Annotated in this window: 15 protein-coding genes; 9 read left to right on the top strand and 6 right to left on the bottom strand. The window is 51.7% G+C overall.

What is annotated here, in order from left to right:
• Nucleotides 1-122 precede the first annotated feature (122 nt).
• Entirely contained in the window at nt 123-497 is a 375-nt protein-coding gene (locus H6853_01640) for a TIGR02300 family protein (GenBank protein USO04006.1), read from the top strand.
• Nucleotides 498-724: 227 nt separating this feature from the next.
• Complete coding sequence (locus H6853_01635) at nt 725-3871, top strand: carboxypeptidase regulatory-like domain-containing protein (protein USO04005.1); 3147 nt, start codon at nt 725-727, stop codon at nt 3869-3871.
• A gap of 15 nt (nt 3872-3886) precedes the next feature.
• On the opposite strand, the gene H6853_01630 is transcribed toward H6853_01635, so the two are convergent.
• Nucleotides 3887-4903, bottom strand: coding sequence for an SGNH/GDSL hydrolase family protein (locus H6853_01630; protein ID USO04004.1), 1017 nt, complete (start codon nt 4901-4903; stop codon nt 3887-3889).
• 126 nt (nt 4904-5029) lie between these two features.
• Here H6853_01630 and lepB point away from each other — a divergent pair, with 126 nt between their 5' ends.
• From lepB to H6853_01600, 6 genes are all read left to right on the top strand, one after another.
• Nucleotides 5030-5824, top strand: a complete 795-nt coding sequence (lepB, locus tag H6853_01625; protein ID USO04003.1) for a signal peptidase I — start codon at nt 5030-5032, stop codon at nt 5822-5824.
• Complete coding sequence (gene rnc, locus H6853_01620; GenBank protein ID USO04002.1) at nt 5821-6501, top strand: ribonuclease III; 681 nt, start codon at nt 5821-5823, stop codon at nt 6499-6501. Before lepB ends, rnc begins: the two co-directional genes overlap by 4 nt.
• Nucleotides 6498-7409, top strand: coding sequence for a GTPase Era (gene era / locus H6853_01615; GenBank protein ID USO04001.1), 912 nt, complete (start codon nt 6498-6500; stop codon nt 7407-7409). Before rnc ends, era begins: the two co-directional genes overlap by 4 nt.
• A gap of 155 nt (nt 7410-7564) precedes the next feature.
• Nucleotides 7565-8047: a gcrA cell cycle regulator family protein gene (locus H6853_01610; GenBank protein USO04000.1), complete on the top strand. Its 483-nt coding sequence runs from the start codon at nt 7565-7567 to the stop codon at nt 8045-8047.
• Nucleotides 8048-8172: 125 nt separating this feature from the next.
• The gene (locus H6853_01605) at nt 8173-9273 is read left to right on the top strand and encodes an efflux RND transporter periplasmic adaptor subunit (protein USO03999.1); all 1101 of its coding nucleotides are present in this window, start codon (nt 8173-8175) and stop codon (nt 9271-9273) included.
• Nucleotides 9273-12452, top strand: coding sequence for an efflux RND transporter permease subunit (locus H6853_01600; protein USO04563.1), 3180 nt, complete (start codon nt 9273-9275; stop codon nt 12450-12452). The genes H6853_01605 and H6853_01600 overlap by 1 nt, the downstream gene beginning before the upstream one ends.
• A 31-nt stretch (nt 12453-12483) precedes the next feature.
• On the opposite strand, the gene H6853_01595 is transcribed toward H6853_01600, so the two are convergent.
• From H6853_01595 to H6853_01585, 3 genes are read right to left on the bottom strand one after another with little or no spacing between them, the layout of a single operon-like run.
• A complete protein-coding gene (locus H6853_01595) occupies nt 12484-14793 on the bottom strand; it encodes a PAS-domain containing protein (protein ID USO03998.1) in 2310 nt (769 codons plus the stop codon).
• Between the two features lie 56 nt (nt 14794-14849).
• Entirely contained in the window at nt 14850-15689 is an 840-nt protein-coding gene (gene purU / locus H6853_01590) for a formyltetrahydrofolate deformylase (GenBank protein ID USO03997.1), read from the bottom strand.
• On the bottom strand, nt 15690-17000 hold the full coding sequence (locus tag H6853_01585) for an adenosylhomocysteinase (GenBank protein ID USO03996.1): 1311 nt from the start codon (nt 16998-17000) through the stop codon (nt 15690-15692).
• An 84-nt stretch (nt 17001-17084) separates the two neighbouring features.
• On the opposite strand from H6853_01585, the gene H6853_01580 reads away from it, so the two are divergent.
• Nucleotides 17085-17591, top strand: a complete 507-nt coding sequence (locus H6853_01580; GenBank protein USO03995.1) for a hypothetical protein — start codon at nt 17085-17087, stop codon at nt 17589-17591.
• A gap of 10 nt (nt 17592-17601) precedes the next feature.
• Here the strand turns inward: H6853_01580 and rapZ are convergent, their stop codons facing one another.
• Together rapZ and H6853_01570 are read right to left on the bottom strand one after the other, a co-directional pair.
• Nucleotides 17602-18450 carry an RNase adapter RapZ gene (gene rapZ / locus H6853_01575; protein USO03994.1) on the bottom strand — a complete coding sequence of 283 codons (849 nt, stop codon included), beginning with the start codon at nt 18448-18450 and terminating at the stop codon, nt 17602-17604.
• Complete coding sequence (locus tag H6853_01570) at nt 18447-20084, bottom strand: stimulus-sensing domain-containing protein (protein ID USO04562.1); 1638 nt, start codon at nt 20082-20084, stop codon at nt 18447-18449. Before H6853_01570 ends, rapZ begins: the two co-directional genes overlap by 4 nt.
• Nucleotides 20085-20094 lie beyond the last annotated feature (10 nt).

The raw sequence follows: 20094 nt of genomic DNA, 5'->3' as shown, positions 1-20094 counted from the left end.
TCCATACTAGCCAAAGCCGGATATGTTTCAAGAATCTACCACTTTTTACTTTGACAAGCTCTAAAAAATACGGCAGCTAAGAGGCTATATTGAATACACTCACCAATCCCAAGGAGAAAGTCTTGTCTTCTACTCTTGATGCCAAAGGAATAAAACGGGTCTGTCTGGAATGCGGCATACGCTTTTATGACCTGAATAAACGTCCGATTATCTGCCCTTCCTGCGCGGTTGAATTGACAGGCCAGGATCAGTCAAAATCTCGGAAGGCAAAGGCTTCAGAGAAAAAACCGGATATAAAAAAGCCTGCTGAACAAATGCGGGAGGATAATGAATCGGAAGAGGATACGATCAGTCTGGATGCTCTGGAAGACGATGAAAGCGATCTGGATGACAGCGACGATATGGACGCTATCATTATGGACGACGATCTCGACGATCTGGACGAACCTCTGGAAGATGAGGAAGATGAAGACGACGACGATCTTAAGGACGTTTAAGTTTTTCATATTGCACAATCATAAATGTGGCTTATGCCCCCTGAAATCTCCTTGATTCGAGATTTTTAAAACCTCGCGCCGAGGTTTGCCTCCTAAATAATCCCCTGATTTGTTGCTGTCCGATTCTTGGCATGCTCATTGCTGTTCTTTGGGGCAGGGCCGGGTATTTTTATTTAAATTCAAATATAAATGTCCGGTTCTTAAGTCTTAAATCAATGCATTAATCAATGCATTCTAACGAATACGGGCATATGCGCATTCACGGCACTCGCATCTTTATCTTCCGCTTTTTGGCGCTTTTTAGCGCCATTCTTAGCCTGTTATTTTTCGTAATACCGTCCAGGGCGCAGGAAACGACACCCACAAACGAATTTATATTCCAGGTTATATTCCGGCCGGACTGGTTTATCTCGGAAGCCATATTTGCCTACGAACAGAACGGTAAATATTACCTGCCTATCGTAGAACTTTCGAAAGGATTTGAGTTCTACATCGAATCTGATCCGGATAGAAAATATGTAAAAGGGTTTTCAGCGCTGGAGGAGGACAATTTTGTTCTGGATGCGGACAGGCACGAATTGATTTTCAAGGGAGTCCAGGAAGATCTGGCAGAAGACGCCATATTGACGTCAGAGGATTTTGCCACAGATGACTTATATGTTCAGCTTGAGGTTTTGGATAAAATATGGCCTGTCAGTATGCATCTGGATTTGTCGCGTTTGACGATCTTTGCTGAATCCGAAGAAGACCTGCCTTTTATGCGGCGGAAAAAACGGGAAAAAACCCGTCTCATTACGGAAGCGCGGAAAGAAGCGAGAGAGCAGCAGAAAGAGCTGTTGCCGCGGCGGGAAAACCCGTATCAGCTTATTGGAAAACCCGTCCTCGACTATCAATCGATCTATCAGTTCCATACGAAAGAAGATGATCTCGTTGGCCAGAACATTTTTAACGGCAAGCAGCAGATAGGAAAGGTGTTAGCCGATTATTCTGCAAGTTTTCAGCTTATTGACGGTGAAATAGAACGTCCCGACAGTATCCGTCTGAAGTTTCATCGCCAATCCGCCGGAGACGAATATTTTTTTGTTCCCGGCCTCCGCTATTTTGAAGCGGGAGATATCAATTTACGCCAGCGCGATTTGATTTCGAATACGGCTGGCGGGCGCGGTTTTATGGTTTCAAACGACAACCGAAACCGGAGCCGTGAATTCAACCATATTACGATCATCGGGACAGGGCCGCCCGGGTGGGAGACGGAGCTTTACAATAATGACGAGCTTATTGATTTTGGCGTTGTCGCGGATGACGGGGAATATATCTTTGAAGACGTTGTTATAAATTTTGGAAACAACGAAATCAAAATCCTGTTTTTTGGTCCCCAGGGACAGGTTCGGGAAGAGCTGCGGAGCTATAATGCCAGTGGAAGCATGCTTTCCCCCGGCGATTTCACGTATCAGGCAGGGCTTCTGGATACGGACCGCAGCTTTATACTTTTGGACAATGAGGCGCGAACCGAACCGCGCGGTGTGACGCAAACAGGGAATATGGCGTACGGCGTGAATGACTGGCTGACTGTTTTTGGAAATTATACGCAGATTCCCTTTAGCGACAGGGAGCATCAATATGTGACCGGCGGTGCCGCCTTCAGCACGCCGATTGGTTTGATGGAAGCGGAAGCCTATAAGGATTTTGGCGGAGGGGAAGCGGTAAGTTTGGATTTTATAACCGAACTGGCAGGCTGGCGAACAAATTTACGCAATGCCCTGTTCAGGGATTTTGAAAGCCAGGACTCCGGTTTTGGAAGCAATAAAAAAAGTTTTGAATCCCAATTGCAGCTCAATAAAAACGTGAAACTGGGTCCTGTTCCTCTGGGCATAAGGGTGAATGCCAAGCGTACGGAAAGGAAAAGCGGGAACACCAGTACGGATCTGGATATTACGCAAAGCTACTCGCGCAGCGGACTCCGGTTGAGCCATACAACAAGTACGCACGCGTTCAATGACGAACATCAGCAAACAACAGGTACGGGAACAGCAACGATACGGGAAGGGAACTGGCAATTCCGTGGCGGACTGAATTACGATTTGCACCCGTCTGTCGATTTATCTTCAATGAATGGAGAGGTTCGTTACAAGCTGGATAACGGCTTCCAAACGGCCCTGAATGCGTCTCATAATTTTAAAACTTCCGATTACAGGGCTGGGTTGCAAATAGGGTACGATTTTCAAAAATTTTTGGGAACGGCCGAAATGGAATATGAGCGCGATAACGGGTTTGAATTCGTCGTGCGCGCCACGACATCTTTGCATCCCTACACAGACGATGATTCTTATGACTTCAGCAGCGCTTCAGGAAGAAACCTGTCTCCCGTTCGCGGACATATCTTCCTGGATAAAAACGCAGACGGGATCTTTAATGAAGGAGACGAACCCCTGCCGGGCGTCAAGCTTCGTTTTGGCGGTGCCCGCAGCAAGGAAAAGAGCGATGAGAAAGGGTATATTATTGCGAATGCGCCTGCGAACCGTTTGATGAATATTATGATTGATAAAAGGACTCTTGAAGACCCCTATCTCGTTCCCGCAGAAGCCGGTTTCAGCGCCGTTCCTGTCTATGGCAAAATTCTTGACGCGTCATTTCCAGTTGTTGAAACCGGCGCAATTGAAGGGTTCGTTTATCGCGCGTCAAACAAACGTGTGGTGACAGGCTTGACGCTGCGTCTCTTGAATACGGAAGGCAAGGTCGTCATGGAAACGGAAACCGCCTTTGACGGATATTATACTTTTGAATTCGTGCCGCCTGGAAACTATACAATTCTGGCGGAAGAATCGTCCGGCGTTCAGATAGAAAACGGTGCCGCGTCGATTTCTTCGGAAGATTTGTTCCTGTATGGGAAGGATCTTTTTATTGTTAGTCCCGCCTCAGACATAAACGAAGGGGAATTGATTCAGGCCCAACAGGGTGGGGAGCAGGGCGAGGAGGAAGAAATCGGTGGGGAAGAAGAAGCGCCTGTTTCAGAGGCTGTGGCTGTAGAGCCGGCGGCAGGGCCTGTTAACGCGATACAGGATATACGGTTTAAGAGCCGCAAAGGCAAAGTCAGACTGGTTCTGGATTTGGCCCAGTCCACGGATTATGATTTTCAGGAAAGCTCCGACTCTCAAAAAATGACGCTGCATCTGACGGGGGTGACGTGGGACGGGCCTTTGGAAAAAACGCTCGATCTCGATCAAAAGACCTACCGTTATATTGTCGAGCCTGCGGAAGAGGGCGGGGTAAATATTATATTTGAGGGCAGTGAACCTGTCGAGGTGTCCTCTCATATGATGCTCGAACCGTCTGATGGCGACGCGTCACACAGGCTTCTCGTCGATCTTCTTTAATAGCGTAAACGCCTTTTAATTCCTTGCCATGAATTCGGCGATCTTTTCCGCCGCCGAAGGGCGGACATGGCCGTCCAGCGGGTAATAATACTCTACCGGGTTGCCGGTATCCAGCAGGGCAGGCCCCGTGCCGATGACATCGGTGTGCGGGGCAATCCCCCTGATATCCTCAACGGTTTTCATATAGGTTCCGCGGGTAAGGTCCTGCATCGGGTGAACGATATAGATGCGGGTTTGAAAGCCGTATTTTCGGGAGAGGGCATCCAGTTTGAGAAGCTGCAATTTTGTTGCTTCCAGTGCGTCCAGAAGTTGCTGCCGTTCCATATCCGGCGCAAGCTTCGTTCGCAGCACGGGCGCAAAAATATAATAGCCCAGACGCGCCAGATTCGATTTTCCAAGAAGAGCATGGTGAATACGGACGGGCTTTTTTACGCTTTGTTCGGCATGTTCTATGGAGGCGTTATCCTGATCCGGTTTTTTGTCAGCCTGCAGCACATCGTTTAAGTTATCGGTCAGGTCGTTCCCGCTAAACAGGGCGGAGGTCATGACATTCATCATCAGGTAAACCTGTTTTGGGCGCCAACGGTATGTGCTCAAAAAATATTTAAGGGTTTTTACCTGATCGTAGGTGGAAGAGCCGGGCTGTCCCAGATTGATACAGTCTCGCTTTTTCAAACGGCAATATTGTGCCGGAATGGTTTCAAGGTCCGCCAGTCCGATTCCGTAGGTCATGGAATCCCCGATGAAAATCGTATGGGGCTGCCCCGGGTCCATAAATCCGCCGGCAGGGCCGCGAAAACCGCGCGCGGTGTGAGTCGTTAGCTTGTTGAATTCCTGCGTTATCTGCCGGAATTCCATATCGGGCTTTAACGCAGGCCCTTCCTGCAGGACGTAAAGGGGCCCGCCCGCCAAATCAAAATATTTGTGGCCGTACTGGATCGGATAGACCAGACGGGAAAGCCCTTCGATCAGAAGGGCCGTAATGAGGATGGAAAACAGCGCCAGAGCCGTATTTTTTAGAAGATTCTTCATGATTTTCCCTTCCAAGGATATCCTTCTCTGGCAATTCCACAAGAGTTCGTTTAAAACCTGTGTCCTATGAATGAAAAAACACCAAAGCGACCTGAAAACGGCCAGTTAAGGGCCGAAAAACATCGGATGGAAGAAACGGAAGAAACCATTCCTGAAGAAAACGAAATGGGCGAGTTTTTTAAAACAGCCATCATCGCAATTCTTATGGCAATTGCTATAAGGACTTTTCTGTATGAGCCCTTTAATATCCCTTCCGGTTCCATGCTGCCTACGCTGGAGGTCGGCGATTACCTTTTTGTCAGTAAACCGGCTTACGGGTATAGCCGGTATTCTTTTCCTTTCGGGCTGGCATCGTTTAAAGGACGGCATTTCGAAGAAAAACCAAAGCGCGGGGACGTCGTCGTCTTCAAGCTTCCGAGCAATACGTCCGTTGATTTTATTAAACGGCTTGTCGGACTGCCGGGCGATGTCATTCAGGTGCGCCGCGGGCGGCTCTATATCAACCGTAAACTTGTGGAGCGGGAGCCTGTGGGGTTGCACAACAGCAAAGGACCTTACGGGCAGCATACTGCGATGATGGAATATATCGAAACGCTTCCTGGCGGGATTATGCACCGGATTTACGAGGAAAGCGATAACGGGGAGCTGGATAACACGGAAGAATTTACCGTGCCCGAAGGCCATTATTTTATGATGGGGGATAATCGCGATAATTCGCAAGATAGCCGTGTAACGTCCCTGGTCGGGTTTGTGCCTTTTGACAATCTTGTTGGTCGTGCGGATATCCTGTTCTTCTCTATAGATGAGAGTGCGAGTCTCTTCCAGCCGTGGAAATGGCCCATGGACATCCGTTATTCCCGTATTCTGGACCGGATCGGGCCTGTGCGCCCCGACAAGGAAACACCCGCAGCAGAAGAATGACACAAGATCCCCTGAGCGCGCTGGAAGATAAAATCGGTTATCACTTCAAGAACCGGCATCTTCTCGAGCGTGCCATGACCCATTCCAGCACCAATGACGATTATAATTATGAACGTCTGGAATTTTTGGGAGACCGCGTTCTGGGGCTTGTCATGGCGCATCAGCTTTTTGAAAAATTTCGCGGGGAAAGCGAAGGCGGACTGGCGAAACGGCATTCTGCCCTTGTGCAGGGACGCACGCTGGCGGATATTGCCAGCGTTAATTGTCTGGGCGATCATATCATTATGTCCGCATCCGAACGCAGTGCCGGCGGGGAGAAGAAGGACAACATTCTGGCGGATGTGCTTGAATCCCTGCTTGGGGCGCTTTATCTGGATGGCGGACTGGCGCCGGCGGAAAAACTGATTTTGGAATTTTGGGGAGAAAATATCCATACGCTGGAAGAAGCGCCGCAGGACCCCAAGACCGAACTGCAGGAATGGGCGCAGGCCAAGGCGTTGCCTTTGCCGGTATATCAAATTCTTTCCAGGGAAGGCCCGGACCATGCGCCCGTTTTTACGGTGCAGGTGAACGTCGAAGGATATGAGAGCGCCAGCGCGCAAGGCTCGACACGTCGGCGGGCCGAAAAAACCGCCGCGCGGAAAATGCTGAAGCAGCTTAAGGAAGAAAAAGCGTGAGCGGGGCGCAAACACGCTGCGGATATGTGGCTGTAATCGGTGTGCCCAATGCCGGAAAATCGACGCTGATAAACACACTTGTCGGGGGGAAGGTTTCAATTGTGTCCTCCAAAGTTCAAACGACGCGGGCGCGCGTTCTGGGCATTTGCACGGAGGATCAAAGCCAGATTATTTTCGTGGACACGCCGGGAATTTTCGACCCCGGAAAAAACAAGCCGCTGGAAAAGGCTATTGTGGCGGCGGCGTGGGAAGGAACGGAAGGCGCGGATTTTATCGTTTTCATGGTGGACGCTTCCAAACCTTCTTTTAAAAAGGTTTTAAGCGTTTTGGAACGCCTGAAACAACAAGAGAGGCAGCGTGTCCTTCTTGTTTTGAATAAAATCGATAAAATTCGCCCTTCGGTGCTTTTGGAACTTTCCCGGGATCTGAACAAGCACTTTCCTTTTGAGGCCAGCTTTATGGTATCGGCTCTTAAAGGGAGCGGCGTTTCGGACCTTATGACGTATCTTGCGCAGCGCCTTCCCGAAGGTCCGTTTCTCTATCCCGCAGATCAGATGACGGACATGCCCTTGCGTCTTCTGGCGGCTGAAATAACGAGGGAAAAACTTTTTCGGTCTCTTCGGGAAGAACTCCCCTATTCTTTGACCGTGGAAACGGAAAACTGGGAAGTGTTTGAAAACGGAAGCGTAAAGATCGAACAGATAATTTATATCGCCAGAGACGATCATAAAAAAATTATTCTGGGAAAAGGCGGGGAGATGATTAAAAAAATCGGAGAAGCCTCCCGCGTGGAGCTGGAAGATATTCTGGAGCGCCGGGTGCATTTAAAACTGTTTGTCAAAACCCGCGAAAACTGGATGGACAAGGCCGAGCATTATGCGCTTTGGGGACTTGATTCAAACGCATAAATATCATTTTTGTGGATAAAGAACTTTTTCTATTTTCCGACTCTTTCCGAGCTTATCCCGTGTTGATACAGTCGGAACCACTTTCTTAAAGAACATATTTTGGTTTAAAGAGGCCGGTATTTCCGGCTGTTATTTAGGCAATCGGGAGAACCTGAATGAGTTGGACGGACGAACGGGTAAATCTTTTAAAGCAGCTTTGGGGTGAAGGAAAAACGGCTGCAGAAATCGCCAAAACGCTGGGCGATGGGGTAACCCGGAATGCCGTTATCGGGAAAGCGCACCGTTTAAAACTTTCCAGCCGCTTGTCTCCCATTCAGCAAAATGCCAAACCTCAAAAAACAACTGAAACGCCAAAATCCAGAAAACGTATTCCGAAGCAACCTGAATTCAAAGGCAAGGAAATTCCTCTGGTCGATCTGGAGGCAGGCATGTGCCGCTGGCCTTCCGGCGATCCGCGGGAGGAGGCATTTTCTTTTTGCGGTCATGAGGTAGCGGAAGGTCTCCCTTATTGTAAGACCCATGCCGCAGCGGCTTACCAGACGGTATCGCGCAACCGCAAACTCAATGCGAAAGATTTTGCGGAGGATGCGGGGGCGCCGCAGGAATTTGAAATCAAAACAGCGATAAACGACCGCTAGTCCTCCCTGAGGCTTCTTATATAAAGGTTTAAGCCGTCCCGCTTTGGTATAGCTTGGGACGGCTTTTTTCTTTACAATGCTTTTTCCCTGTCTGTCAGGGGGTGTAGTTACGTAAAGGACAAACGATGCGCACTTCGATCATGATTGCTATTGGCATTGCCCTGTCGGCTTTGGTCTGGATTGGCTCGGGCGTTTTGTTTCAGGCAGATGAAAAAAAAGGGCCGCAGGAGAATATCGCGTCTTCCGTTGCAGCGGAAGAAGGCTCTTCTGAAAATATTATGGAAGTGCGCGTCCGTAACCTTTCGGCGGAAATCGTTCACGATAGTATTTCTATTACAGGCAAGACGCTTGCATCCAGAAAACTCCATATTCGGGCAGAGACGGACGGGCAGATTGTCCAGATTCTGGTAGAAAAAGGCACGCTTGTCCAAAGCGGACAGCCCATCGCGAAACTGGAGCTGCGGGATCGCGCGGCGCGTGTGCAGGAAGCGCAGCAGCTTCTGAAACAGCGTGAAATTCAATATAAAGCGGCGAAAGAGCTGGCGCTTAAAGGATTTAATTCCCGCGTACGGCTGGCCGAAGCGCAGGCACAGCTCGAGTCTGCAAAAGCGACATTAAAGGAAATGCGGGTTGATTTGGACAAAACAACAATCAAGGCGCCGTTTGATGGGATTTTGAACGAACAATTTGTTGAAGTCGGCGATTATGTTTCCAAAGGAACGGAGGTTTTCGCCTTTGTCGATCTGGACCCGATAGAGGTTGAAGGGTTTTTAACCGAAGGACAGGTCGCCCATATCCATCTTGGGGACAAGGCAAGGGCGCAGCTTTTGGGCGGAGAGCAGATGGAGGGGGAAATCACCTATATTTCTTCCGTTGCCGATTCAGACGCCCGTACCTTTCCCGTCGAAATCTCCATTCCCAATCCGGGCCATACCATTAAGGAAGGGCTGACGGCCGAGATACGCATTTCCATGGAGGAAAAACGCGCCTATAAAATCTCTCCCTCCATTTTGTCTCTCGCGGATAACGGGCAAATAGGGGTTAAAATCGTCGATGAAAACGACCGTGTACAGTTCAAACCCGTGGCTTTGCTGAAAGACACGCCGGAGCATCTATGGATTACAGGCTTGCCTCCAAGCGTTCGGATTATCACGGTCGGGCAGGAATTTGTCTTGTCCGGCCAAAAGGTGAAGCCCGTTCTTTCAGAAGATGACGGTCTGTTATGATCTCGGCCCTTATTGATGCGGCCATGAGCCGCTCGCGGACGGTTTTGGCTCTTCTGGTCCTGATCCTTCTGGCCGGGTCTTATGCGTATAAGGCCATTCCGAAAGAATCTTCACCGGATATCGATATTCCGCTCATTTATGTATCAATGGCGCTGGAAGGTATTTCACCCGACGATGCGGAGCGGCTTTTGCTGCGTCCGATGGAGCAGGAACTCAGCTCTATCGAAGGCGTCAAGGAAATGCGGGCGTCCGGTTATACGGGCGGCGGCTATGTCCTTCTGGAATTTCAGGCAGGCTTTAACAAGGAAAAGGCGCTGGACGATGCGCAAAAAGCGGTCGATCAGGTGCGGCCCGAATTACCGGACAGCATGGACAGCGATCCAAAGGTAACGGAAGTCAATTTCAGTCTCTTTCCCGTGCTCGTGGTAACGCTCTCCGGCGATGTGCCGGAGCGGACACTGGTAAAGCTTGCCCGTGATTTGCAGGATAAAATCGAGGCGCTTCCGACCGTTCTGGAAGCGAATATTTCCGGCGACCGGGAGGAACTGGTCGAAATCATTGTGGATCCGCTTCTGCTTGAAAGCTACAGCTTAAACGGTCCTGAAATCCTGCAGTTTTTTAACCGTTCCAACCGCCTTGTCGCTGCGGGGGCGCTGGATACGGGTGTCGGCCGGTTTGCCATTAAGGTGCCGGGCCTGTTTGAAAACGTGAACGACCTCATGGAAATGCCGCTGCATACGCAAGGAGATTCCGTCGTCAAGGTCAAGGACATTGCAAAGATCCGGCGGACGTTCAAAGACCCTGAAAATTTTGCGCGGATCAACGGCCAAAGGGCGGTGGCGCTGAACGTTGTCAAACGATCGGGCGAAAATATCATCGAAACGATTGAAGCCGTGCGTAAAACGGTGAAAACCGAACAGGAATTCTGGCCGGAGTCCGTGAAAGTAAATTATACGCTTGACCAGTCCGACCATATCCGGACCAAGCTGGTCGATTTGCAAAACAATATGATAAGCGCCATTTTGCTGGTGATGATCGTGATCGTGGCAACGCTGGGCGTTCGGGCGGCGGGGCTTGTCGGTATTGCGATTCCCGGCGCTTTTTTAAGCGGCGTCCTGTTTTTGTTTACGATAGGGCTGACCGTTAATATCGTCGTTCTTTTTGCGCTGATTTTATCTGTCGGGATGCTCGTGGACGGGGCGATCGTGGTCACGGAATATGCCGACCGGAAAATGCTGGAAGGTTTGCCCAAAAAACAGGCTTATGCCGCCGCGTCAAAACGGATGGCCTGGCCCATTATCGCCTCGACGGCCACCACACTGGTCGCATTTGCGCCGCTTCTTTTCTGGCCGGGAATGGTTGGGCAATTCATGCGCTATATGCCGATAACATTGATTGCCGTTTTGGGATCGTCTTTATTTATGGCTCTTGTTTTTGTGCCTGTGCTGGGGGGAATTTTCGGGCGGCGCAGTACATCCCATGAAGGGGCCACGGCCCATTTGTCTTCGGAAGAGGGCGGGGATGTAAAAAAAATCGGCGGGTTGACGGGACTTTATGTTTCTCTGCTGGACTATGCGTTGAAAGCGCCGGGTTTGATTGTTCTGGCCACTATCGGCCTGATGATTGGCATTCAGGCTTTGTACGGTACGCTGGGGCGCGGGGTTGAGTTTTTTCCTAAAATAGAACCCGAAGCCGCCACTGTTTTGATCCATGCCCGCGGGAATTTGTCCTCTTTGGAAGAAGATGCCCTGGTAAGAAATGTTGAAAACCGTATTTTCGGTGTGGAGGGGATCAAAGTGTTTTACACGGAATCCGGGATACAAAACGGAGGGGGCGGTGGCAGAAATGACGAGATTGCCGAAGACGTGATCGGAAAAATTACAATCGAGTTCACGGATTGGCAGGAACGGAAAACGGCCGATAAGATTTTGCAGGAAATCCGCGACCTTACGAAAGATATGGCCGGGATTGTGGTGGAGGCCCGCAAGCAGGAAAAAGGGCCGCCGACAGGAAAAGCCATACAAATTCAGGTGGGCAGCCGTTTTCCGGAAACATTGCCGCAGAGCGTGGAGCTGGTCCGGCGCGGATTGGAAGAGGTTGGCGGATTTATCGATATTGAAGACAGTCGTCCGCTCCCCGGAATTGAATGGGAGTTGCAGGTGGACCGGGCGCAGGCTTCGAAATTCGGGATCGATTTGTCCCTTATCGGGGATTATGTGCGCATGGTCACAAACGGGTTGAAAGCGGCGGAATACCGTCCGGACGACTCGGAAGAGGAAATTGACATTGTCATTCGCCATTCGGCGGAAAGCCGCACGATTGACCAGCTGGACAAAATTCGGATTGATACGGAGCAGGGTTCCATCCCGGTCAGCAATTTTGTCAAACGGGTTCCCAGGCCTGCCGTGGGCCTTATCAGCCGGGCAAGTCAGCGGCGGATTATGAACGTAAAGGCCGATCTGCCGCCGGAAGAGAATGTCGATGCCAGGGTCAGGCAGGTCAAACAATGGCTGGAGGATCACCGGGAGGAGTTTGATCCGCGCGTCGAAATGTCTTTTAAGGGCGAGGATGAAGAACAAAAAGAGGCGCAGGGCTTTTTAATAAAAGCCTTTGTCGTGGCGCTCTTTATGATGGCGATTATTCTCGTGACGCAGTTCAACAGTTTTTACAGTGCGCTGCTTATTCTCTTTGCCGTGGTGATGTCGACCATCGGGGTCATGATCGGCCTTTTGGTCACGCAGCAGCCTTTCGGCATTATTATGTCCGGCGTCGGGGTCATTGCGCTGGCCGGCATTGTGGTGAACAACAATATCGTTCTGATTGATACGTTTGACACGCTTCGCCGAACCGGGAAATTTACGGTGCGGGATGCTATCCTGCGTACCGGGGCGCAGCGTCTTCGCCCTGTTTTGCTGACAACGGTGACGACCGTTCTTGGCCTTATCCCGATGGTTTTGCAGCTCAATATCGATTTTGCCGCCCGCGAGGTGACGCAAGGGGGGCCGTCAACGCAATGGTGGGTCCAGTTATCGACAGCCATTGTGTTTGGCCTGACGTTTTCAACGGTTCTAACCTTGATCGTGACGCCGAGCGCGTTGATGATGCGCGAAAAAGCGGGGATGTTTTGCGGGGCGTTGTGGCAAAAAACGCGGGATATCGTCCAAAGAATCCATTCATAACGACAAGAAGCCACTATTGGGACAAGAGAGCCTAAAGAGGTAAGCGGATAAAGAAGGCGGCCCCTTTGTTTTCCGCACTTTCAACGGAAATCGTCCCGCCGTGAAGTTCCACGATATTTTTGACCAGGGAGAGCCCAAGCCCTGCGCCGTGGCGTGAAGCTGCACTTTCTCCCGCCTTGCGGGGGTCGGCATGGCTGTGTTCAAAGGGCTCGAAAATACGCTCTTGCTGGTCCGCGGGGATGCCGATGCCTGTGTCACGGACGCATAGTTCGATATGATCCTGTTTCCGGCTGGCTTCCAGGGAAACGCTGCCGCCTTCCGGCGTAAAATTGATGGCGTTGCGGATAAGGTTCAAAAGAACCTGTTTGATCCGGCGTTCATCGGCTGTAAGGTTCCCTGTGTTTTCGGGGCATTTTAGCGTGACTTCCAGTTTTTCCTTGCGTGCCCAGTCCTGCGTAAGTTCGTGAAGCCCTTCCAGCATGTCATGGATACTGAAAGTTGTCTGTTCCAGCTCCATATAGCCGGCCTCAATGGTCGAAAGATCCAGAATATTGTCAATCAGGCTCAGAAGCTGGCCACCGGCTTCCTGAATGCCGCTTGTATATTCCTTTTGGCGCGTATTCAGGTCACCGAAATATTCATGATCCAGAATATCTGCAAATCCCATGATCGTGCTTAAGGGCGTCCGGAGCTGGTAGGATACATTGGCGAGGAAATCCGTTTTTAGCTGTTCTGCGGCTTCCAACGCGGCGTTTTTTTCTCGAAGGGCGTTTTCGACACGCACCGTATCCGTGATATCGAAGTAAGAAATCAACACGCCGCCATCCGGTAAAGGCACGGTCGCGAACTCCAAAAGCGTGTCATTGGATCGTTGCATGCGCCCATCCTGAATTTTACGCTCCAGTGCATGGCCGATGATTTTGGCGCGTTGCGCTTCCGGGTTTTCGGTGTCAAAAAACGTGGCCATGCGTTCGGCCAGCCTGGTAATGTGCGGCTCTGCGTCGAGATTCTCAGGATTAAAGCCCCAGAGCTCCGCAAAGGAAGGGTTCCAGAGCTTCAAACGTCCATCTCCGCCAAACACGGCGACCCCTTCCGCCAGATTGTCCAGCGTTTCCTTCTGAACGGCGATCAGCGTGTTATAGGAGGATTCAAGCTCCAGACGGCTGGTCACGTCCTCAAACGTCATCATAAGCCCGCCCATCGGGTGGGGAACGACCAGCATGCGCAAGGCGCTGCCGTCGGGCAAATGAAGCATATCTTCATGCGGGCCGATAAGCCGCGTGAACATATCCAACCAGCTTTGTTTGTACTTACGGAAATCCGCCTGTTCGGGCAGATGGCGGCTTTCCCGCAATTTTTCAAGAATATCGCCGAGTTTAGGTCTTGTGTTCAGCCATTGATCTTCAAGGTTCCAGAGCTGGGCGAAGGCGGAATTAAAAAATTCGAGGCTGTGATCGGGGCCAAAAATGCCAATGGCCGTGCTTAGTTGCTCCAGCAATTCCTTGTTGGCAACGACGTAGCGGGAAAGCTCCTGTTCCAGTTCTTCTTCGCGGGTGATATCCTGCGTCACGCCGAGAGTCATGCGGAAAGAGGGCAGCGGAAGTTCTGTCATCTGGACGTGGTGGCGCGTGCCCTCGACAATGACATGCGCCTCTATATGCCTGGCGCGCCCTTCGATGAGCGCTGCTTTGGCGAGATCCTTCGCCCCGGTTTTGTTTTTGGAACGAATGGATATCTCTTTTTGCTGCGCAATAATGGCCGCAGGTGTGCAGCCTAAAAGTTTTCCATGCGCCTGATTGCACCACAGGATTTCGCCGTTTTCTCCCCGCAATGTCATAGGGATAGGCGGCGTATCAAGGGCGCTCTGAAGTTTTGAGACTTCCCTTTCGGCATGTTCGCATGTTTTTTTAAGGGCCTCGAAGGCGCGGCGTTCCGGCGTCACATCTTCAATCCAGAGGATGTCGAATTCGTCCCCCCCGTCAAGGGCCTGTCCGTGGGAACCGCTGATCCGGAACGTTTTTGTTTTGTCGCAGGACATGGCATTGAGGGAAAAGGGTTTCTGCTTTTCCTGCAGGGCCAGAAACTGCCCTTCCAACGCCGCAGCATCGGCCGTTCCCAGCGCGCCCTGTATATCATGAATGGAGGCAATTTTTTGCAGGTTCAAAAGCGTGGAAAACTGGTCGCTATAGATAACGCTGCCGTCTTTGGCAAACCCGCAATATTCGCCCGGCACGGCGTCCAGAAAAGCCTCCAGCCGGGCTTTTTCCGTGCGCAAAACGGCGCTCCCGGTCAGGGGATCTAGGACGGAAGACAAAAAACCTGGTTTTTGGGCGGTGCTCATTTCTTATTCTTTTTAACACGGCAGCGGCAAAGAATCACGGCAGGAAAAGAAATTTTTTAGAGAATAACGGTGCGTTGCCCGTGAAGGAAAATCCGCCGTTCGGAAAAGGACCGGATAGCGCGGGCCAGCACGCGGTTTTCGGTGTCTCTGCCTATATTTTGCATCTTTTCAGGCGTATGGGAATGATCCACGCGAACCGTTTCCTGTTCGATAATGGGGCCTTCATCCAGATCCGGAGTCGCAAAATGCGCCGTTGCGCCGATAATTTTTACGCCCCGCTCATAAGCCTGATGGTAAGGACGCGCCCCCTTGAACCCGGGCAGGAACGAATGATGGATATTGATGATTCGTCCTGAAAATTTGTTGCACATGTCTTTCGATATAATCTGCATATAGCGCGCCAGCACAATAAGCTCGGACGTTGTTTGCTGCACAATTTGCGCAATATTCTCTTCCTGCCTCTCTTTGGTGTCTTTGGTGACGGGAAGGTGGTGAAAGGGCAGGTCATGGCTTTCGACGAGCTTCCTTGCGTCATCGTGGTTCGAAACAACCCCTGTGATGTCGATCGGAAGATGCCCGGTGCGCCAGCGGTAAAGAAGGTCATTGAGGCAGTGGTCGTGTTTCGAAACCAGAATAAGGGTTTTGACAGGAACGCCGAGATCGCAGATTTGCCACGTCATGCGGTATTCGCCCGCCACGTCCTTAAAACGGTCCTGGAATCCCTGCAGACACCCGTTTTCCAGGGGAGTGAAGACTACCCGCATGAAAAACTGCCCCGACAGATGGTCGTTAAACTGCGCCGATTCCTCGATATTGCATTGATTGTTCGACAGGGCCGTCGCCACGGCGGCCACGACGCCCGGTCGATCGTCACAGTGAAGGCGCAGGACGTGCATTTAATACCTGTACAGATCGCTCTTGAACGGGCCTTCGACATCCACGCCGATATAATCGGCCTGTTCCTGGGTCAGTTTTGTCAGTTTTACACCCAGTTTTTCCAGATGCAGTCGGGCCACTTTTTCATCCAGATGCTTGGGCAGGACGTACACCTTGTTTTCGTACATGTCGTGGCACGTCCAGAGCTCGATCTGGGCCAGCGTCTGGTTGGTGAACGAAGCGCTCATGACAAAAGACGGGTGGCCTGTGGCGCAGCCCAGATTTACAAGGCGGCCTTCTGCCAGCAGGATAATGCGTTTTCCGCTGGGGAATTCGATTTCGTCAACCTGGGGCTTGATATTGGTCCATTTCAGGTTGCGCAGCGGTTCGGTCTGAATTTCGTTATCAAAATGGCCGATATTGCAGACAATCGCCCGGTCTTTCATTTCGCGCATATGGTCCATGGTGATGATGTCTTTGTTGCCTGTTGTGGTGACAAAGATATCGCCGCGTTTGGCGCCTTCTTCCATCGTCACGACCTCATAGCCTTCCATTGCGGCCTGCAGCGCGCAGATCGGGTCGATTTCGGTGACAAGTACGCGTACGCCTTGGGAACTTAAGGATTCCGCGGAGCCTTTGCCCACATCCCCAAATCCGGCCACAACGGCGACCTTTCCCGCCAGCATAATGTCTGTCGCACGGCGGATGCCGTCGACAAGGCTCTCCCGGCAGCCGTATTTATTGTCGAATTTGGATTTTGTGACGGAGTCGTTGACATTGATGGCCGGAGCCAGCAATTCCCCCTTTTTCTCCATTTCGTACAGGCGCAAAACGCCGGTCGTGGTTTCCTCGGATATCCCTTTGATCTCTTCAAACAGGTCGGCATAATTGTCGTGCATGATTTTGGTCAGATCCCCGCCGTCATCCAGGATCATGTTCGGGCGCCAGCCGTTCGGGCCTTCGATGGTCTGGGTGATGCACCATTCATACTCTTCTTCGGTTTCGCCTTTCCAGGCAAAAACGGGCGTACCTGTCGCGGCGATGGCGGCTGCGGCGTGGTCCTGCGTGGAGAAAATATTGCAGGAAGACCATCGGACTTCCGCGCCCAGCGCCTGAAGGGTTTCAATCAGGACGGCCGTTTGAATGGTCATATGGAGGCAGCCGACAATCCGGGCGCCTTTCAGGGGTTGCTGCGCGCCATATTCTTCGCGCAGGGACATCAGGCCAGGCATTTCCGTTTCGGCAATGATAATTTCTTTCCGGCCCCATTCGGCCAGCGTAATGTCTTTTATTTTATAGTCGTTCTTGACGGCCTGCGCGCTTGCACCCATGTTTTTCTCCCGATTTTTAAGAATCCTTAATGTTTCGCGCATAAGATTTAAGGTCTGAAAGTCCGAAAAGCAAGGGGTTTGGAGATGAAAACGAAGGATTTCAACGAAGAGAGCAAAGCGCCGCGCTATACGTATAAACGCAGCCCCATACATGAGCGTGCTTTCCTGATTCTGAAATATCAGGGCAACCTGGCCGGAGAGCCGGTGCCGGTCGGGGATTACACGGTTCTGGATGTGGCGGAAGACGCTGCCCTGTCCGAAAAAAAGGTGATGAATCTGGTCTCTTTGCTTAATGAGCGCAAACGTCTGGTGAATATAGGCAAGGGACTGAACACGCGTTTGCTTTACCGGATCGTGAAGGAGCAGGGCGACGATTTTGAAGAGGATCGCGCGCGGGTTATTTTCTACCAGTTGGGGCTTGAAGGCGTTTCAAAGGAAAACGCCGTCTTGCAGATTGATCCGAAATGTATTGACCTCAGGGAAGCCGGAGAGCGCCAGTGTGCGGGCGCGTCCGACAGCTCTTTTGTGCGGCCCGAAGTGCAGCAAAGTTACCAGATGCCGCATCAACCCGCACCGGAGCCGAAACTCTAAAACCGCATATTTAACGTTCTATATCCCGGTGCTGGATATGGGTGGTTACGTTCAGGCTTTTGAGCCATGTTCCAATCATTTCCGCGACATAAACGGATCGATGCCGCCCGCCGGTGCAGCCGATAGCGATCGTCAGGTAGCTTTTGCCTTCATGCGTGTAACGCGGCAAAAGCGGCTCGATCAGGATTTTGAAATTTTGAATGAAAGGCGCGAAAGCTTCGTCTTCCTCGATATAGGCGCCGATTTTCGGGTCCTGCCCCGTCAGGGGCTTTAAATCTTTATCCCAGTGGGGGTTGCGCAAAAAGCGCACATCCATGGCGATGTCGGCCTCACGGGGCAGGCCGTTTTTGAACCCGAAAGACATGAGGGTCACGCTCAGGTCATTTTCGCGGGACGGGTCAAAATGACCCTGAATGATCCGCCGTAAATCATGAATGGAAAGCTCTGTCGTATCAATGACCGGATCGGCGATATCCCGCAAGGAATAGAGAAGTGCCTGCTCTTTCTTGATCCCGTCTGCAACGGGCCGGTCCTGTGCCAGTGGGTGGCGCCTGCGCGTTTCCGTGAAGCGTTTTTGCAAAACGGCGTCATCGCAGGTCATGAAAACCAGGCGCGCGCTGTTTTTTTGGGCCGCTTCTATGACGGCATCCGGGTTGAATCCCCGGCTGCGCGTGTCGATTCCGAAAGCAACAGGCCGCCCGTCGGCTTCGCTTTCGTGAATCAGGCGGTCCGTATAGCTTATGGGAAAATTGTCCAGCACCTCATAACCGAGATCTTCCAGGGCTTTCAGGGCCGAAGAAAGGCCCGCGCCGGACAGGCCGGTCACAAAGACGATCTGTTTTTTTTGTTTTTTATTCACGCGGCGTTCAACACAATATTAAAGCGTGCCCCTGTTATTTCCCCTGCGTCGTTGTAAAGATTTTGGGCCCAGATGCGTCCGTCATGCGCTTCGATAATCTGGCGCGAGATGGACAGCCCCAGACCGGAATGTGCGCCGTAATCCTCGTGATTCGGCCTTTCCGTGTAAAAACGCTCAAAAATAGTCTCTATCTTGTTTTCCGGAATACCCGGACCCTGGTCTTCCACCCGAATCAGGATTTGGCCGTTCTCTTCAAGGATATGCACATCGACCGTCCCGTCTTCGGGGGAAAAAGACAGGGCGTTTGTCAAAAGATTGCCAAACACCTGCGCCAGGCGATCCTCATTTCCACGGACCAGAATTTTCGTGTTTTCGGCGAAATCCAGACGGATACTGGTATCCTCATCGGAAGAGTCGCCTTCCTTTGTGCGGCTGAGGGGTTTTTTGTAGGCGTCGCGCAGAGAATATAAAAGGGCCACAAGATCGACCTCTTGCATCTCTTCGCGGCTCAACTCCGCATCAAGACGCGAGGCGCTCGAAATATCGGTAATAAGGCGGTCCAGACGTTTCACATCATGCTGGATAATATCCATAAGTTTCTTACGGCTTTCGTCGTTATCCACACGGCGGGCCGTTTCTACCGCACTGCGCAGGCTTGTCAGGGGGTTTTTAATTTCGTGGGACACGTCGGCGGCAAAGCGCTCGATCGTATCCATACGGTCCCACAAGGCTTGCGTCATATCGTGCAGGGCAATGGAAAGCTCCCCGATTTCATCATTCCGCCCGCTCATATCCGGGATTTCGATATCGCGGCCCTTGCCCCGCCGGATAGATTCGGCCGCGCGCGCCAGACGTTGCAAAGGCTTGGTGATAAGGCCGGACAGGTAAATCGAAAGCATGACGGTAATGCCCAGCGAGCCTAGAAAAACGCGGAAAACATTGACCCGTACGTCCGCGATAGATCGCTCCAGCTCGGTGCCGTCTCGAATCAGGAGTGTAACCCCCATCACTTGTTTGATTTTCTGTATGGGCGCGGCTGCCGTGAGGATAATGTGCCCGTTTTCCTTATACCAGGCGGTGGAGGTCACGGTGCCGGACAGGGCGGCCTGCGTATCCGGAAAATAGAAAAAGTCGGTCGTTATCCTTTCCGGATAAGAAGGCAGCCGCGTTTTCATCGGAATCAGGTCCAGAAAACGCGTGGCGGATTGGGCAAAAAGAGAATCGAAGGTCAGAGGGGGCTGGACGGGGCCAAGGGGCTCCATCTGTACAATATCGCCGGAACCGCCGGGACCGGTAAGCCTGTGCGAATCGCTTAAAACGACCCCGTCTATGCTAAAGAGCCGGACGCGGCTTTTACCGATTTCGCCCAGCCTCCGCACCATCCGGCGGGCGAGTTCGGGTTTGATGGCTTCGGTGGCAAGCGGGTCCTCGAAAGGAATCGGCGAAATTTGAAACACCGGACGGACCGCGCCCTCGGAAATCGCGCCGGCAAAAAGACGGGCTTCGGAGCGCATGGAATCAAGCTCGCCTTCAATCAGGCTGTCGGTGTACTCGCCCAGATAAAGGACCCCGAGGCCCAGAATCATAATGGCGATGATATTCACGGCCAGAATTTTGGTCGACAGGCCGCTCATCTGGTCGCTG

This window comes from Rhodospirillales bacterium (assembly GCA_023898765.1).
Classification (GTDB): Bacteria; Pseudomonadota; Alphaproteobacteria; order Micavibrionales; family Micavibrionaceae.
Note: the sequence above shows the minus strand (reverse complement) of the source record. Positions and strands in the feature narration are given on the sequence as shown.

Coding starts and splice junctions, on each gene's coding strand:
- H6853_01635 (USO04005.1), top strand. CDS start 725: ATGCATTCTAACGAATACGGGCATATGCGCATTCACGGCACTCGCATC.
- H6853_01630 (USO04004.1), bottom strand. CDS start 4,903: ATGAAGAATCTTCTAAAAAATACGGCTCTGGCGCTGTTTTCCATCCTC.
- lepB (USO04003.1), top strand. CDS start 5,030: ATGGAAGAAACGGAAGAAACCATTCCTGAAGAAAACGAAATGGGCGAG.
- rnc (USO04002.1), top strand. CDS start 5,821: ATGACACAAGATCCCCTGAGCGCGCTGGAAGATAAAATCGGTTATCAC.
- H6853_01610 (USO04000.1), top strand. CDS start 7,565: ATGAGTTGGACGGACGAACGGGTAAATCTTTTAAAGCAGCTTTGGGGT.
- H6853_01605 (USO03999.1), top strand. CDS start 8,173: ATGCGCACTTCGATCATGATTGCTATTGGCATTGCCCTGTCGGCTTTG.
- H6853_01595 (USO03998.1), bottom strand. CDS start 14,793: ATGAGCACCGCCCAAAAACCAGGTTTTTTGTCTTCCGTCCTAGATCCC.
- purU (USO03997.1), bottom strand. CDS start 15,689: ATGCACGTCCTGCGCCTTCACTGTGACGATCGACCGGGCGTCGTGGCC.
- H6853_01585 (USO03996.1), bottom strand. CDS start 17,000: ATGGGTGCAAGCGCGCAGGCCGTCAAGAACGACTATAAAATAAAAGAC.
- H6853_01580 (USO03995.1), top strand. CDS start 17,085: ATGAAAACGAAGGATTTCAACGAAGAGAGCAAAGCGCCGCGCTATACG.
- H6853_01570 (USO04562.1), bottom strand. CDS start 20,084: ATGAGCGGCCTGTCGACCAAAATTCTGGCCGTGAATATCATCGCCATT.